At 70.7% G+C, this 14,924-nt stretch carries 14 protein-coding genes; 4 read left to right on the top strand and 10 right to left on the bottom strand.

From position 1 onward, the window contains the following. Positions 1 to 15 precede the first annotated feature (15 nt). Together ACWEQO_RS10435 and ACWEQO_RS10430 are read right to left on the bottom strand one after the other, a co-directional pair. Positions 16 to 1,242, bottom strand: coding sequence for a hypothetical protein (locus ACWEQO_RS10435; protein WP_452981120.1), 1,227 nt, complete (start codon positions 1,240 to 1,242; stop codon positions 16 to 18). A 345-nt stretch (positions 1,243 to 1,587) separates the two neighbouring features. Continuing rightward, positions 1,588 to 3,708 carry a prolyl oligopeptidase family serine peptidase gene (locus ACWEQO_RS10430; RefSeq protein ID WP_452981117.1) on the bottom strand — a complete coding sequence of 707 codons (2,121 nt, stop codon included), beginning with the start codon at positions 3,706 to 3,708 and terminating at the stop codon, positions 1,588 to 1,590. Positions 3,709 to 3,885: 177 nt separating this feature from the next. Here ACWEQO_RS10430 and ACWEQO_RS10425 point away from each other — a divergent pair, with 177 nt between their 5' ends. Next, complete coding sequence (locus ACWEQO_RS10425) at positions 3,886 to 4,080, top strand: hypothetical protein (RefSeq protein ID WP_109376839.1); 195 nt, start codon at positions 3,886 to 3,888, stop codon at positions 4,078 to 4,080. Positions 4,081 to 4,121: 41 nt separating this feature from the next. Here the strand turns inward: ACWEQO_RS10425 and ACWEQO_RS10420 are convergent, their stop codons facing one another. Then, on the bottom strand, positions 4,122 to 5,108 hold the full coding sequence (locus ACWEQO_RS10420) for a BtrH N-terminal domain-containing protein (RefSeq protein WP_452981158.1): 987 nt from the start codon (positions 5,106 to 5,108) through the stop codon (positions 4,122 to 4,124). A gap of 100 nt (positions 5,109 to 5,208) precedes the next feature. Continuing rightward, entirely contained in the window at positions 5,209 to 6,090 is an 882-nt protein-coding gene (locus ACWEQO_RS10415) for an NAD(P)-dependent oxidoreductase (RefSeq protein WP_452981114.1), read from the bottom strand. A 96-nt stretch (positions 6,091 to 6,186) separates the two neighbouring features. Here ACWEQO_RS10415 and ACWEQO_RS10410 point away from each other — a divergent pair, with 96 nt between their 5' ends. After that, a complete protein-coding gene (locus tag ACWEQO_RS10410; RefSeq protein WP_452981111.1) occupies positions 6,187 to 6,561 on the top strand; it encodes a winged helix-turn-helix transcriptional regulator in 375 nt (124 codons plus the stop codon). Positions 6,562 to 6,680: 119 nt separating this feature from the next. Here the strand turns inward: ACWEQO_RS10410 and ACWEQO_RS10405 are convergent, their stop codons facing one another. Beyond that, positions 6,681 to 7,376, bottom strand: coding sequence for a DeoR/GlpR family DNA-binding transcription regulator (locus ACWEQO_RS10405; protein ID WP_452981108.1), 696 nt, complete (start codon positions 7,374 to 7,376; stop codon positions 6,681 to 6,683). Positions 7,377 to 7,483: 107 nt separating this feature from the next. Between ACWEQO_RS10405 and ACWEQO_RS10400 the strand changes: the two genes are divergently transcribed. After that, positions 7,484 to 9,634 (top strand): MMPL family transporter, encoded by a 2,151-nt coding sequence (locus ACWEQO_RS10400; RefSeq protein ID WP_452981105.1) that lies wholly within the window; start codon positions 7,484 to 7,486, stop codon positions 9,632 to 9,634. 207 nt (positions 9,635 to 9,841) lie between these two features. Here ACWEQO_RS10400 and ACWEQO_RS10395 read toward each other — a convergent pair whose 3' ends face one another. The 5 genes from ACWEQO_RS10395 to ACWEQO_RS10375 all read right to left on the bottom strand — a co-directional run bounded on the left by ACWEQO_RS10395 (position 9,842) and on the right by ACWEQO_RS10375 (position 14,211). Continuing rightward, complete coding sequence (locus tag ACWEQO_RS10395; RefSeq protein ID WP_452981102.1) at positions 9,842 to 11,293, bottom strand: HAMP domain-containing sensor histidine kinase; 1,452 nt, start codon at positions 11,291 to 11,293, stop codon at positions 9,842 to 9,844. Beyond that, the gene (locus ACWEQO_RS10390; RefSeq protein ID WP_452981099.1) at positions 11,290 to 11,982 is read right to left on the bottom strand and encodes a response regulator transcription factor; all 693 of its coding nucleotides are present in this window, start codon (positions 11,980 to 11,982) and stop codon (positions 11,290 to 11,292) included. Before ACWEQO_RS10390 ends, ACWEQO_RS10395 begins: the two co-directional genes overlap by 4 nt. A gap of 311 nt (positions 11,983 to 12,293) precedes the next feature. After that, complete coding sequence (locus ACWEQO_RS10385) at positions 12,294 to 12,872, bottom strand: GNAT family N-acetyltransferase (protein ID WP_452981096.1); 579 nt, start codon at positions 12,870 to 12,872, stop codon at positions 12,294 to 12,296. Positions 12,873 to 13,120: 248 nt separating this feature from the next. Then, positions 13,121 to 13,330: a DUF397 domain-containing protein gene (locus ACWEQO_RS10380; protein ID WP_452981093.1), complete on the bottom strand. Its 210-nt coding sequence runs from the start codon at positions 13,328 to 13,330 to the stop codon at positions 13,121 to 13,123. Further along, positions 13,327 to 14,211 (bottom strand): helix-turn-helix domain-containing protein, encoded by an 885-nt coding sequence (locus ACWEQO_RS10375; protein ID WP_452981090.1) that lies wholly within the window; start codon positions 14,209 to 14,211, stop codon positions 13,327 to 13,329. Before ACWEQO_RS10375 ends, ACWEQO_RS10380 begins: the two co-directional genes overlap by 4 nt. 155 nt (positions 14,212 to 14,366) lie before the next feature. Here ACWEQO_RS10375 and ACWEQO_RS10370 point away from each other — a divergent pair, with 155 nt between their 5' ends. Continuing rightward, a complete protein-coding gene (locus ACWEQO_RS10370; protein WP_452981087.1) occupies positions 14,367 to 14,834 on the top strand; it encodes an ATP-binding protein in 468 nt (155 codons plus the stop codon). Positions 14,835 to 14,924: the final 90 nt, after the last annotated feature.

Raw genomic sequence — 14,924 nt, 5'->3', positions numbered from 1 at the left:
AGGGACCGCCATGCCCTACGGGCTCGCCGTACTGCCGTCGCGCGACGATCCCTGGACGCCGTGGCTGTCCTGGTCGTCCTGGTCGTCCCGGTCGGGGCGGAACGACGCGGCCGCAGACAGCGCACCGAGCACGTGGGGCATGTCGTCCCTGCCCGTGCCGATCAGCACGCGCGCCCCGGGCACCGGCCCGCCCAGGGCCTCGCACTCGGCAACGACCACGAACGACCCCTGATCCGCCCCGCCCGACTGGCGCCAGGAGCTGTTGAACCGCATGCGCAGCGGGTCGTCCCTGTGCGGTGTCCGCACCCGGACCAGCCGCAACGGCCCGGGGAACGGCTGGACTCCGAAGGTGCCGGTACCGATGGCCGGTCCGGGGGGCACAGCGGCGAGTCCCTGCGGGCCCGCCCGGAGCCATCCGATCGACAGCGCCTTCCACGGACCCGGTCCCCACACGACACCCGGGAAGCGGTGCTCGTCCACCGGCACAACCGGCTCCATCCGGTCCACCTCCGGCAAGCTGCGCCGCGTCCACCGGTAGGCCCAGCAGGCCATGCCCACCGCGCTCACCGCACCCACGGCACCCGCGGTCCACACCATCGTGCGGACCGCGTGCGAGTGCGTCGCGAACAGCGCGCCCAGGGCCCCGCCCAGCCCTGCCAGGACGAAGGTCACCCCCGGCGCCGTCGTCTGCCACGGCCAGCTCAGCCGGGACGCGCCCCCGCGCACGATCCGCCACAGCCCCGCCCACAGGGCCGCCACGCCCAGCCCGGCGAGGACCGAGCCGAACGCGGCGGGCGGCGCGAACTCCCTACCCGGGTAGTGCGCTGCGCGGATCGTCCGCTCGTGACCGTCGGCCGACACCTTCAGCAGCCGCAACGAGTCACGCCACCAGTACAGGGTCGCCTTCCCACGCCCACCGGCGGCCTCGACTACGTCCTGGTCCTCTCTGTCGACGTCCAGCGACAGATCCAGCGTGCGCCCGTCGGACCGGCCGAACTCGAACCGGTAGCGGGCCGCCCCGCCCTTCTTGTTCAGCTTCAGCAGCACGTCGTCCACGGTGACGTGCTCCGCCCGCAGGCAGAAGGGCTCCCGGTACCGGTCCCCGCACACCTTCAGACTGCCCGTGTCCCGCCCTTCGGCATCGTGTATCTCCAGGTGCCGGAAGGCCAGGTCGGCTGAGCCTGCGCGCTCCGCGATCCGTGCCGTCTGCCAGGCCGAACCGAGCAGCACGACGGCCACCACGACTCGAACCGTCCCCCACACCAGGTCATGCACCCGCCCGTGCACAATCCACCCCCTCGCCCCCGACGCCCCTCGCGCCGGCGCGGCAGATCGAAAGTCTGCCACCGGGGCGAGCGCTGGGCGAGCAGGGGCTCTACGTGCCTGACCCGGTCAGTGGAAGGACCTCCGGTCACACCGTGTCTGCTTCGCTCACGGGCTCCCGCCCCGCTCCCGCTTCCTGGTGTTCTCGGTCGCGCCGTCCTCGTGGCCCTGGCGGAGCGCGCGGTGACGACGTGGCGGCTTCGGGCCGTCGCCGGGCAGGCGGACAAGTGAGGTGCGCCTGCCCGGCGTAGGTCCCTTCGGGGATCAGCCCGTGAGGCCCAGCGAGCGTTTGAGGAAGTCCACCTGGAGCAGGAGCAGGTTCTCCGCGACCTGTTCCTGGGGGGTGATGTGGGTGACGCCCGACAGGGGGAGGACCTCGTGGGGGCGGCCGGTGGCGAGCAGGGCGGAGGACAGGCGCAGGGAGTGGGCGGCGACCACGTTGTCGTCGGCCAGGCCGTGCACGATCATCAGCGGGCGGTGCCGGTCGGCGGGGGAGGAGAGGCCCTCGGCGGTGACCAGCGAGCTCTTCGCGTACGTCTCCGGGTGCGCGGCCGGGTCGCCCAGGTACCGCTCCGTGTAGTGGGTGTCGTACAGCGTCCAGTCCGTCACCGGGGCGCCCGCGATGCCCGCGTGGAAGACGTCGGGGCGGCGGAGCACCGCCAGCGCCGCGAGGTAACCGCCGTAGGACCAGCCGCGGATCGCCACCCGGGAGAGGTCGAGGGGATGGGAGGCGGCGAGGTCCTGGAGCGCCTCGATCTGGTCGTCCAGGGTGAGCGTGAAGTCGTGGCGGACCGCCTTCTCCCAGGCCGGGGAGCGGCCGGGGGTGCCGCGTCCGTCGGCGACGACCACCGCGAAGCCCTGGTCGGCGAACCACTGCGAGGTCAGATGGGGGTTGTGGGCGGCCACCACCCGCTGGCCGTGCGGGCCGCCGTAGGGGTCCATGAGGACGGGGAGCGGAACGTCGCCGGAGTAGTCCCGGGGCATAAGCACGGCGCACGGGATTCGACGTGCGCCCCCCTGGGTGAGGGTCACCCGAGGGGACATACCGGGGTCTTCGGCGTACGAGGGGACAGTCGCCGTCGGTTTCCCGTCACGCAGCACCACCGCCCGGGAACCTGGCCGATCCGGTGTCGCGGAGACGAGCACGGTGACGCCCCCGGCACGTACGGCGGAGTGCACGCCGGGCTCCTGCGAGACGCGCTCCACGCCGAGTTCGTTCACCCGGTAGACGTGCACCTCGCCGATCTCCGGATCGGCCGCCTCCGCGCCCGCCGACGCCGAGACCAGCACCTCGTCGGCGGAGACGTCCAGGACGGTCCGGATGTGCAACTGCCCTCCGGTGAGCGGACGTTCACCCACGACGAGTCGTCGTGCGCCCCCCTCGTCCGCGATCCGCACCAGCTGCCCGGACGGGCTCCAGCAGGGCACCCCGGGGAAAATTTCAAGCCAATCCGGATCCTCGTCGGCGTGCACCATCCGGGTCGCCCCGGAGTCCGGGTCCACCGCCAGGACCAGCTGCCCGCGCTGGTCGCGCGCCTGTACGAGCAGCAGTGGCGCCCCCGCCGCTGACCAGTGCACATGCGCCAGGTAGGGATACCGCGCACGGTCCCAGGAGACCTCCGTGCGCGTCCCGTCCAGCCCGATCACGAACAGCCGTACGTCCGCGTTCGCGGTGCCCGCGGCCGGGTACGCCACCCGCTGCGGCTCCCGTTCCGGATGGGCCGGATCGGAGATCCACCACCGCTCCACCGGCGTGTCGTCCACGCGCGCCACCAGCAGCCGGTCCGACTCCGGCGCCCACCAGAAGCCCCGCAGCCGGTGCATCTCCTCGGCCGCGATGAACTCCGCCAGACCGTAGGCGACGTGGTCCGCCTCGGGCGTCGCCAGCGCCCGGTCGTCCTCCCCCTCCGCCCCGACGACCCGCAGCGCACCCTGCGCGACATAGGCGACGTGCCGACCGTCGGGCGACGGACGGGGGTCGATCACCGGTCCCGGCGTGGGCAGTTCACGTGCCGTCCCGGCCTGCAGCTCGGCCGTGAAAAGCCGCCCTGACAAGGCGAAAGAGACCAACTCCACGGCCGCGTCGGTGGCGTAGCCGACGATGCCGGCGCCCCCCTCGCGGCTGCGCTCGCGCCGGGCCCGCTCCTCGGCCGACAGGTGCTCCGAGGCGCCGCCCAGCAGGGCCCGCGGGTCGGCCGCCACGCGCTCCCCGCCGCCCTGCGGGTCGAGGACCCACAGCGAATTCGCCCGGTCCGTACCGGAACCCGAGCGCAGGAACACCACCCGGGAGCCGTCGGGTGCCACGGTGAACGCACGCGGCGCGCCGAGGGTGAAGCGCTGGGTGCGGGCGTGCCGTCGGGGGAAGGAGTCAGCATCGGTCGTCATGCCATGACCATATTGGCCATGCGCCCCCTTGTGCGGCCGTGCGCCGACCGATGCGCACGTACGGATAGTTATGATCGTTAGCGCATAGTGGGTATGAACCTGCTGGCTGCTGTGTGGATGTATCTGCCCCCATATCCCTTACCCCCCGAGTCCTGGGGTCCTTGGAGGTGAGCCGCCGTGGCACTCTCGATTTCGGCGGTGGTGCTGCTGGCGATCATCGTCTTCCTGCTGATCAAGAAGTCGGGCCTCAAGACCGGGCATGCGGTCGTCTGCATGCTCCTCGGCTTCTACATGGCGTCGTCGACGATCGCGCCCACGATCAGCGAGTTGACGACCAACATCGCGGGGATGATCGGCAGCATCAGCTTCTGATCCCGCCGGCTCCGACTCCGCGCATGCCCCGCCGACAGGGCCTAGAGCAGGCTGAGCGCCTGCATCGCCTCGCGTTCGATGCGTGAGAGCTCGTGGAGGACGGAGCCGGCCTGTACGAGGTTCTCCGCGTCGCCGGATTCGCCCGCTGCCGCGACGAGTGCGGCCACCTGCGTCCAGAGGGTGGCGGCCTCGGCGTACAGGGTGTGGCCGGTGCGCAGGTGGCTGCTGTCGATCAGCTGGGCGCACTCGGCGAGGAAGTCCCGGTAGAGGTTGCGGAACAGGGCGCCGCCGGTCCCGGCCCTCTCCATGAGGACGGCGGTCCGTGGCAGATCGTCCCGCGGATCGTCGCTGCGCCGCAGCCACTTCGGCACCTGCTGGGCGGTCTTCTCGATGCCCCGGTGGCCCAGGTTCGCGATGGGCGGGTTCAGGAAGGCGTCGGCGCAGCTCTTGATCGCGGGGATGATCCTGTCCCGCGGTGACGTCGGACCGCCGCCGGGCGCCGTGAGGGTGAAGGAGCGGTGCCTGGCGGTCATGGGGCCGCGCGCGGCCCTGGCTCTGGCCAGACCGTCGAGGCCGGTGGAGACGGCTCCGCCCTGCTGGTCGGTGTCCACCAGGTAGGCGTTCTGCTCGTCGTAGCCGTACATGGCCACGACGTGCCCGCCGAAGTGCACCTTGGTGCTGAAGTAATCCAGGTGGTAGCTGTCGAGTTGCAGGCCGACCGGCCGGCCGGCGTCGAGGGGCGCCGCCACGTTCCGCCATGCCTTGCGCGGGGAGGTGGTCTCCTCGACCAGCAGCTCGAGCCCGAGGGCGGCGGCCAGGTTCCTGGTGAGCTCGAACGGCTTGACCCGACCTCCCAGGAAGGGGAACCCCATGGCCTTGCTGTCCCAGTAGACGAAGGACAGCCCGGAGCCGAGCCCGAACAGCATGGGCTCGGACAGGTCGATCCCCTCGTGCCGCAGCAGCACCCCCAGCGCCGTCGTCTCGCAGTGCCGCATACCGCGGGCCTCTACGCCCTTCACCATGACCATGTCGCTCATTCTCCTCGGCTCACCTGACGACGACGCCGCAGAGGGGCGTGCCGGACCACCGGGTCCCCGGCATGCCCCGCCGAGCAGGCCCTGAACCGGTTCAGCGGACCAGCAGGTCGATCACGCCCGTCAGGTCCTCCTCGCCGCTGCCCACGGCCAGGCGGCGGCGCATCAACGCGAAGTAGGGGCTGAGCAGTTCCGGACTGACGCCCTGCTGCTCGGCGGTGTCCAGGAAGGTCGGCACGCCGGCCACCTGCATGGCGAGATCGGAGACGACACCCTTGGTGTAGTCGCCGCTGCGCAGCTGGTCGGCGGTCCGGTGAACCGCCGGGGCCATCGCGACGAGCCAGTCGGCGAGCAGCGGGGCGAGCGCCGCGGGGTCGATGTCCTCCTTGCGGATCAGGGCGAAGGCGTGCGCGGCACCGGCGAACATCCCGTACATGGCGCTGAGCAGGGCCACGTCGTACAGGGCCGCGAAACCCGCGTTCTCGCCGACGTAGGTGGTGCCGGCCGGGACGCCCAAGGTCTCCTGGTGCCGCTCGAACAGCTCCCGTGAGCCGCTGTAGAGGACGTAACCGCCGGCCTCCGGGACGCCGACCATCGGCGGGACGGCCATGATCCCGCCGTCCAGATAGCGGGCGCCGCGCTCGCGGGCCCACTCGGCACGGGCGCGGGCCTGGGCGGGGGTGCCGGTGGTCAGGTCGACCAGGTCCCGGCCGGCCAGGTCGGTGCCGGCCAGTACGTCCTCGACCGAGGCGTCGTCCAGCAGGCAGACGACGACCAGGGCGTGCGCCGCGACCGCCTCGGCGGCGGTGTCCGCGACCCTCGCCCCCTCGACGGCGAGTGCCGCGGCGCGGGCCGGGGTGCGGTTCCAGACGGTGAGTGGGTGGCCGGCGGCAAGCCAGGTGCGGGCCAGCGCGGTGCCCATCGCGCCGAGGCCCAGCAAGGTGACGGGAGTCTTCTCAACAGGGTTCCGTGTCATGCCGATTAGGCTGATCGCAGGTCCGGGAGTGATCAAGTACGCACTTGGGAGTGGGTGGTCACCCCGGGGTGAGCGAGCACGTCAAAGGGGTGGGGCATGGCGACGCTGAACCGGCCGGGCGGACCAGAAGGACACGTCTGCGGGATCGACACCGCGATGGAGGTGATCGGCGGCAGGTGGAAGGTGCTGATCCTCTGGGCGCTCCACGAGCATCCCTGCCGCCGCTTCGGCGAGCTGCGTCGACTGCTGCCGGGGATCACCGAGAAGGTGCTGGCCTCTCACCTGCGTGAGCTGGAGGCGGACGGCGTCGTGCACCGCGTCTCCTACGACGAGGTGCCGCCCCGCGTCGAGTACTCGCTGACCGAGGACGGCAAGCGCCTCAACGACGCACTCCAGCCGCTGGCCGCTTGGGGCCGTGAGCGGCCGACCACTCGGGGGCCGGCGGAGAAGGCAGGCCAGGGTCTGTTCTGAACCGGCCTTGGGGCACATCGGTACAGGCCCCGGCATGGTCGCTCGCCCCGGGCGCGCAGGTGACTGTCCGTGACGCCGGCCGTTGCATGCAGGGGTGGTGCGTCCGTGCAGCGGACCGGTCAGGCGGTTTTGACGATGGTTCCGGCGCCTTCGAGCGCGGTCACCTCGTCGGCGGGTGCGGTGGTGTCGGTGACGAGGGTGTGCAGGAGCGTGGAGGGGCCGACGTAGGCGTAGGCGATGTGGCCCAGCTTGCCGCCGTCCGCGGCGACGACGGTGCGGCGGGCGGAGGCGATGCTCGCCTTTTTCACCGCGGCGTCGTCGAGGTCGTAGGCGGTCAGGCCGTCGGCTGCGCTCAGGCCGCAGCAGCCGATGACCGCGGTGTCGAAGCGCAGGGCTGCCAGGGAGGCGAGGGCGAGGGGGCCGGTGAGGGCTCCCTCGGCGGCGCGGGGCTGTCCGCCGGGCACCACCAGCGTGGCCGGGCCGGGCGTCTCGCCGAGCAGGTGGATGGCCTGGAGGGACAGGGGCATCACGGTGACGGGCCGCTCGCGCAGGAGGCGGGCGACCTCCAGGCAGGTGGTGCCGCTGTCCAGCAGGACGCTCTCGCCGTCGGCGATGAGCGCGGAGACCTCGGTGGCGATCCGGCGCTTGGCGCCGACGGCCTCGTGGGCGCGCAGCGCGAAGGGCGGTTCCTCGCCCCTGAGCAGCAGGGTCCGTGCCCCGCCTCGGACGCGTGCGAGGACGCCCTGCGCGGCCAGGTTGTCGAGGTCTACCGGGCAGGACCTCGACGCCACCACGCTGGTGCGTGCGCTGGGCACATGGTTCGGCCAACCGGCCTGAGCACCGTATTAACAGTCGCCTCAGGTTCGCTCGCTAGGAAGTTGGCATCCAGATAAGCGAGCAACTCGTATGCAGGAGGCTAGTGATGGCAGTCAACGCGGCGCCGTCCGGGAAAGCGCCGGCCGGTCGGTTGGCAGGCCGGTGGGTGCCATGGTTGGTGATCGGCTTGTGGCTGGTGCTGGCGGCGGGCATGGTGCCGCTGAGCGCGAAGTTGAGCTCGGTCACCACCGACAGCGCTGTAGACACCCTGCCGGCCAGTGCAGAGTCCACCAAGGTGGCGGTGCTGGACGACAGTCTCCCCGGCGGTGACGACAACACGTTCGTCTTCGTGTACCACCGCGCCGACGGCATGACCGACGCCGACCGCGCGACGGTCGAGCGCCACTACAACACCCTCGCCAAGCGGTACCCGCCGAAGGCGACGGCGGCGGCCGGCGAGGACGACGAGGGCTCACCAGCGAACCTCTCCACCGACCGCAAGGCGATGATGTTCACCCTCGAGGTGAGCACGGACTACGGCCCACCGGAGGAGATCGTCGGCCCGTTGCGTGACGCCGCGAAGGACCGCCCCGCCGGCCTGGAACTCGACGTGACCGGCCCGGGCGCGATCGACGGCGACATGGATGCCGTCTTCGACGGCATCGACGTGCAGGTCCTCCTCACCACCATCGTCGTCGTCACGCTCCTGCTCATCCTCACCTACCGCAGCCCGGTGTTGTGGATCATCCCGCTGGTGGCCGTCGGCGCGGCCGCACTGACCTCGATGGGGACCGTCTACCTGCTCGTCAAGGGCTTCGGCATCGTGGTCAACGACCAGAACTCGGCGCTGCTGACGATCCTGGTATTCGGCGTCGGCACGGACTACGCGCTGCTGCTCATCGCTCGATACCGGGAGGCACTGCACCACCATGAGAACGTCCGGGTCGCGATGGTCCACGCGCTACGCGGCGCGGCGCCGGCCATCGTCGCGTCCGCGGCCACCGTGGTCGCCGGCCTGCTCTGCCTGCTCGTCGCGGACCTGAACAGCACCAGCGGCTTGGGCCCGATCGGTGCGGCCGGCATCCTGTGCGCGCTGGTGGCCATGCTGACGCTGTTCCCGGCGGTGCTCGTGGTGCTCGGCAGGCGGATCTTCTGGCCGGCCATCCCGCGGTTCAGCACGGCCGTGGAGGAGAAGCCGGGGCTGTGGGGACGGCTCGGCACCGCCATCAGCCGCCGCCGGTGGGTGGCGACGCTCGGCTCGCTCGGAGTCCTCGGCGTGCTCGCCCTCGGGCTGGCGGGCAACACCGGCGCCCTGCGGGAGCAGGACCAGTTCCTGTCCGCGCCGGAGTCGGTCACCGGCTTCACCGTTCTCCGCCAGCACTTCCCGGAGCTCGGCGGCCAGCCGGTGACGATCTTCACGCGGCCGACGCACCAGGAGCGGGTGCTCGACGTCGTCAAGGACACTCCGGGTGTGGCCCTGGCCATCCCGGAGCAGACCAGCGGTGACTGGGCCAACATCTCCGTGTTCCCGAAGGACGCGCCGGACACCGTCGCGGAGTACGACACGATCAAGCGGGTGCGCACCGCCGTGCACGCGGTGAGCGGGGCGGAGGCGATCGTCGGCGGGCCGAGTGCGGAGAACCTCGACACCGAGGTGACCACCAAGCGCGACGAGAAGCTGGTGATTCCGCTGGTGCTCGTCGTCGTCCTGATCATCCTGGGGCTGCTGCTGCGCGCGGTCCTGGCCCCGCTGGTCCTGATGGCCACCGTGGTCGTCTCGTTCGCCGCGGCCTTCGGCGGCAGCGTGTTCGTCTTCGACACGATCCTCGGCTTCAAGGGGATCGACTATTCGGTGCCGCTGCTGGCATTCCTGTTCCTGGTGGCGCTCGGCATCGACTACAACATCTTCCTGGCCAGCCGGGCCCGGGAGGAGACCGTGCGTCTCGGCACCAGAGAGGGCATGCTCAAAGCCCTCTCGGCCACCGGTGGCGTCATCACCTCGGCGGGCCTGGTCCTGGCGGCCACGTTCGCGGTCCTCGTCACACTTCCGCTGGTAATGATGGTCGAGCTCGGGTTCCTGGTCGCCTTCGGCGTGCTGCTCGACGCCCTGCTGGTGCGGTCGGTCCTGGTGCCCGCCCTCACCTTGCTGATCGGCCGGCGGATGTGGTGGCCGAGCCGGCCGGCCCGTCCAGCGGCGGAGCTGCCGGACGGTCAACAGCCGCTCGCCGACGACGAGGAGTCCGCGCTGCAACGGTGAGCGCGGCGGCACGGACGAGATCCGGGACGGGAACCCAGGCCCGTCCCGGATCTTTTTCATGGGCCCGACGGTCGCCGCCCTTTGGCCCTGCGCCGCGCCGCCGGGGCTGGGGTCGGCGCATCGCGGTGTCCTGCCCCGGCGGTGAGCCGCGCGGGGCCATGCCCGAGGATCGCCGCCCCTTGTCCTGCGCCGCACCGCCGGGGCGGGTCAGCGCATCGCGGTGTCCTCCCCGGCGGCGCGGCGCGCGATCGGGGCAGGCGGGGCCGCAGCCGGAAGGCCGACCCGAAGCAGCGCGCCACCGCGTGCGGAGCGGGCGACGGTGGCCCGGCCGCCGTGGGCGTCGACGACCCGCTGCACGATCGACAGCCCCAGACCGGATCCCGGCAACGCCCGGGCGCTGTCGGCACGGTAGAATCGGTCGAACACCCGCGGTACGTCGGCGGCGTCGATGCCCGGCCCGGCGTCGTCGACCTCGAGCACCGCCGACGCGCCCTCGGCACGGAGCCGGACCTGGACCGGATGGTCCGCGGGGGACCACTTGCCGGCGTTGTCGATGAGGTTGAGCACCGCTCGCTCGAGCGCAGCGGGACGCCCGCTCACCCACACAGAGGTCACGTCGAGCGCGACCTCGATGTCGGGCACGCGGGAACGCGCCCGGGTCGCGGCGGCGACCACCACGTCGGCGAGGTCGAGCACCTCGGTGCTCTCGTCGCTGACGTCACCGCGCGCCAGGTCGGTCAGCTCGGCGACGAGGGTACTCAACTCGGCCACCTGGGCGCCGAGATCGTTGAGCACCCGGGTCCGGCTCTCCGCCGGCAGTGCGCTGTCCAGGGTGCCGCGCCGATCGAGCCGGATCAGCAGCTCGACGTTGAGGCGCAGGCTGGTGAGCGGGGTCTTGAGCTCGTGGGCGGCGTCCTCGGCGAGCAGCCGCTGTGCCCGCCGGGACTCCCGGAGCGCGGCGAGCATGTCGTTGATCGACTGGATCAGCCGCCGGATCTCCCCACCGCCCTCGTCCGGGATGTCGGCGTCGAGCTCCCGGGTGTGCGCGACACGCACCGCGGCGGCGGTCAGCCGGTCGATCGGTGCCAGCCCGGTCCGCGCCACGGTCCGCCCGACAAGGGTGCCGCCGACCACGCAGAGCAGCCCGATCAGCAACATGCCCAACCCGAACCGGTTGATCGGGCCGTCGTCGACGACGCGGGCCACCTGGACCGCACCGTCGCCCGCCCGCAGCGTGTAGATGCGGTAGCCGTCCTCGTCGCTGTCGTCCGACTCCATCAGGTCGGCCGACGCGCCCTGCGCCACGCGCCCGGCGTGCTCGCTGACCGGGGGCAGCGAGGGTTGGCCGGCCGGCGTCCGGATCGAGCCGTCGGGCAGGATGACCCGCACCAGCCGACCGGATCCGGGATACGGCGGTAGCTGCACCTGCGCCAGACCGGCGCGCTCCGCGTTCGCCGCCAGGACGCGGGAGTCGGCGCGCAGCTGATTCTCGGCGGTGTCCTGCAGCTCCCAGTCCAGTAGCTCGCTGGCCACCTGGAAGGCCACGAACACGCTGACCGCGATGGCCGTCGCCGCGATCACCGTCAGCCTGGTCCGCAGGGACCGCCGGCGCCACCATCGGGTCAGTCGGCGCGGTTCCCGGCCGGCGGGCCTGCTCACGGAGGAGTCTCCCGCAACGTGTATCCCAGGCCGCGCAGCGTGTAGATCAATCGCGGCTCACCCTCGGCCTCCATCTTGCGGCGCAGATAGCTCACGTAGACCTGGAGGTTGTTGGCGGTGGAGCTCATGCCGAAGCCCCACATCGCCTCGAACAGTGCGTCGCGGGTCAAGACCCGGGTCGCGTTGCACACGAGGACCTCGAGGAGGGAGAACTCGGTCCGGGTCAGGTGCAGCGGCCGCTCGCCCCGCCACGCCTCGAACCGGTCGGGATCGAGCCGGACGTCGGCGTACGACAGGATCTGCGACTCGTCGTCGGTCGGCGTGCGCCGGCGCAGCAGGGCCCGCACCCGGGCCAGCAACTCCTCGGTGGCGAACGGCTTGGGCAGGTAGTCGTCGGCGCCCGCGTCCAGCCCCGCGACCCGGTCGGAGACCTGGTCACGGGCGGTCAGCATCAGCACCGGCAGATCCCGACCCGCGGCCCGCAACCGCCGGCAGGTCTCCAACCCGCCGAGGCGGGGCATCATCACGTCGAGGAGCAGCAGATCCAGCGTGTCACCGCCGACCCCACCGACCCCGTCGAGCACGGCGAGACCGTTGGCGACGGTGCTGGTGTCGTAACCCTCGACCTGGAGCACCCGCTCCAGCGACTCACGGATGGCCGCGTCATCATCCGCGATCATGATCCGCACGCCGGCCCGCCCCCTTCCAGTCGAAGTTTTTGCCGCTCAGTGTCCCCGAACAACCTGAGGCCAGGATTAGAGCGTCGCTGGTGACCGCGCTCTTACGGATACCTGAGAAATGGAACCGACCGTCGGCTCATGGGCAGGGGCGGACCAGATGACCAGCATCGCACCCGGCAACCAGACAGTAGATCCTCAGATCATCCGCGCCGGTCACGGGCGCTCGGCGTCCCCAGGTGGCTCCCGCGCCCAACCCTCATCATCCTGCGGGCACGTGTTGAACCCGCCGAGGCGGGCTGAAGGCAAACTGCCCCGGCCGCTCAAGCCGAAAGGGAATCCACTCCGCTGTTCTGGTAACACCAGGTAAGCAATGTCACCTGGCGGCCCTTGGCCTCGCGTGTGATGGGCTCGTCGTCGGTGAGCTGGAAGCCAGTGGCACGAGCGACAGCCACGCTCGGGGAGTTCCCCGTTTCAATGCGCAGCAGCACTCGCCTTGCGCCCAGCTGGCGACAGGCGTATTCAGACATCAACTTGACGGCGCGTGAGGCCAGGCCCTGCCGTCGATGTCGGCTGCCGACGCCATAGGCGAGCTCGACGTCCCGCGCGTCGAGCTCGCTGCGAAAGAGGAGAGCCTCACCGCGCGGCTGCTCACCGTCGGTAGTGATCGCCAATTGCGCTTTCTTGCGCCCTTCCTCGCGGCCTTCGCGAGCCTTGGTCAGGTACTCACGCGCCGCCCTGGAGTCAAACGGCGAGGGCACCGGAGTCCAACGGTCGATCTCGGGATCGTCATAGACCTCAACCAACGCGGACAGGTCGGCCTCGGCCCATTCCCTCAGTAGTATCCCGTCTCCTGGTAACCGAATTCTTGGCGGCAGAACGATCTCACGTCGGCTGGGCATGCACCCGGTCTTGCCCCGCCAGGGAGTCGAACTCCAGAGCCGGAAAGCTCCCCGGCCCGATTTCGCCGTCTATGCATCAACTGCGTCAAACAGCGGAAGAGGTGAGCCTTGGTCGGCTGCATGGCGGTCAGACGGACAGTCAAGCATCGCCAGATGGCTGCACTCCGGCAGAAATCCGACATCGACCTTGGTCCAGCTGAGGTTCTCTGACTGCCGAGTGGACGTGCCGTAAGCCGGGAGCAGCCCCGTCAGCCCTCGACCGCGTACGGGACGAAGCCGGCCCAAGCGGCGGGGGCGAAGGTCAGCCGACCGCCACCCACGTCCTTGGAGTCACGGACGTGGACGGCGCCGGGCGCGGTGGCGATCTCCACGCACGAGTCGCCCTCACTGCCGCTGCTGTAACTGCTCTTGAACCACACCAGGTTGGAGGCATCCCTGGCTGAGGTATTCCGGATCATGTTTCCCCCAGCAGTTGTTCGATGAAGGCCGTCGACTCACGTGGTGTGAGCGCCTGAGACCGGATGATGCCATACCGCAGTTCCAGGATGCGGAGCTGCTTCAGGTCGTAAACCGGCCGTCCGTTGGCTACTGCTGGGGAGCGGCCGATCGCTGAACCATCCTCGAACTTGAGCACCTCGATGCTGCCGTCCACCCCGGCATGTTCATCACGTTCCATCGGCATCACTTGAAGCTCGACGTTACGCAACCGTCCTGCCTCGAGGAGGTGCTCAAGCTGGGCGCGCAGGACTGCCCTCCCGCCCAGTGGTCGTCGAAGTGTCCACTCTTCCAGGATGAAGCTGAGTTCGGGCGCCGGGTTCCGTTCGAAGATCGCTTTGCGTGCCACGCGTGCGGCAATGAACTGCTCCACCTCGTCCGTTGAATAGGCGGGGCGCCGCATGGACAGAAGGGCGCGTGCGTACTCCGGGTGCTGCACCAACCCATGGATGCTCAAGGGGTCGTACAACTGAAGCTCAACCGCTCGCGCCTCCATCTGTGCCAAGTCCCGGACCTTCTTCGGGTACCGGACCTTCTTCACGTCCTCCTTCATCGCCGCGATGAGGCCACCGGCGTTGAACAGCTCGTCCGCCGTGTCCAGGTACTCAGGGCGGGGGATGCGTTTGCCGCTCTCGATCTTGTAGACGAGGTCGTCGCCGTAACCGACCGCCACCGCGAAGTCGCCGACCCTCATGCCCGCCGCCTCCCGGCGGAGCCTCAACTGCCGTCCCACGGTGGCCACTACTGCGAGTGCCCAGTCGTCGTCCGGGTCGACCTCCCATCCCGGTTCGTCCGTCCGGTCCGTCTCGGTCGTGACCCGTACCGCCTCGCCGTTCACCGACATGTCGCGCTCCTCCGTTGTGCCGCGCAGTACCGTCACGACGTGCCGGGGGGAGCCGCGTCGACAGTTCCGACAGGGCCGGGCGAGCCGTGGACGGTCACCCTACGCAGCGTCGTGATTACTCTTCACGGTACGTCCGGTCGGCCACGCTGAGTGACGTGAATCAGGAAATTGCCGAGACCAGATCTCAACCCGACAGCGGAATCCGCGACTTCACCGTGCTGCTGTCCTCCACCCCGCGCGGTGCCCGCCTCGCCCGTCTGCTCGCGGCGGACACGCTCCGGGACTGGGGACTTCCGCAGGAGATGGCGAGCCATGTCGTGGCGGAGTTGGCGGCCAACGCGGCCACCCACGGCCGCCTTCCCGGCCGCAGCTTCCGCCTCACGCTCTACGTGGTCGGCACCACGCTCCGCATCGAGGTCACCGACACGCGCGGCGATCGGCTGCCCGCGCTCCAAGCGCCCGATGGCAGGGCCGAGTCGGGGCGTGGGCTGCTACTCGTCGAGGCGCTGGCCGACCGCTGGGGGGTGGTCGAGGGGCGGTTCCCGCGGAAAACCGTATGGGCCGAACTGAGCCTGACGCCACCGGAACGCGACACCGCGGGTTCCGGCGGCGTCGACGGCTGAAAAGACAAAGAACGAAGGGGAAAGAACCCCACCAAGCCCCACCCCTCCCGCCCGTGGCGTGCACTCACTCGGGCGGGTGAACATCTCCGG

The sequence above is a fragment of the Streptomyces sp. NPDC004051 genome, from assembly GCF_053604275.1.
This window is presented reverse-complemented; position numbering and strand designations above follow the sequence as displayed.

Excerpts from the sequence above, each read along its gene's own strand:
- ACWEQO_RS10430 (WP_452981117.1), bottom strand. The coding sequence starts at position 3,708 with ATGACGACCGATGCTGACTCCTTCCCCCGACGGCACGCCCGCACCCAG.
- ACWEQO_RS10420 (WP_452981158.1), bottom strand. The coding sequence starts at position 5,108 with ATGGTCATGGTGAAGGGCGTAGAGGCCCGCGGTATGCGGCACTGCGAG.
- ACWEQO_RS10415 (WP_452981114.1), bottom strand. The coding sequence starts at position 6,090 with ATGACACGGAACCCTGTTGAGAAGACTCCCGTCACCTTGCTGGGCCTC.
- ACWEQO_RS10410 (WP_452981111.1), top strand. The coding sequence starts at position 6,187 with ATGGCGACGCTGAACCGGCCGGGCGGACCAGAAGGACACGTCTGCGGG.
- ACWEQO_RS10400 (WP_452981105.1), top strand. The coding sequence starts at position 7,484 with ATGGCAGTCAACGCGGCGCCGTCCGGGAAAGCGCCGGCCGGTCGGTTG.
- ACWEQO_RS10385 (WP_452981096.1), bottom strand. The coding sequence starts at position 12,872 with ATGCCCAGCCGACGTGAGATCGTTCTGCCGCCAAGAATTCGGTTACCA.
- ACWEQO_RS10380 (WP_452981093.1), bottom strand. The coding sequence starts at position 13,330 with ATGATCCGGAATACCTCAGCCAGGGATGCCTCCAACCTGGTGTGGTTC.
- ACWEQO_RS10375 (WP_452981090.1), bottom strand. The coding sequence starts at position 14,211 with ATGTCGGTGAACGGCGAGGCGGTACGGGTCACGACCGAGACGGACCGG.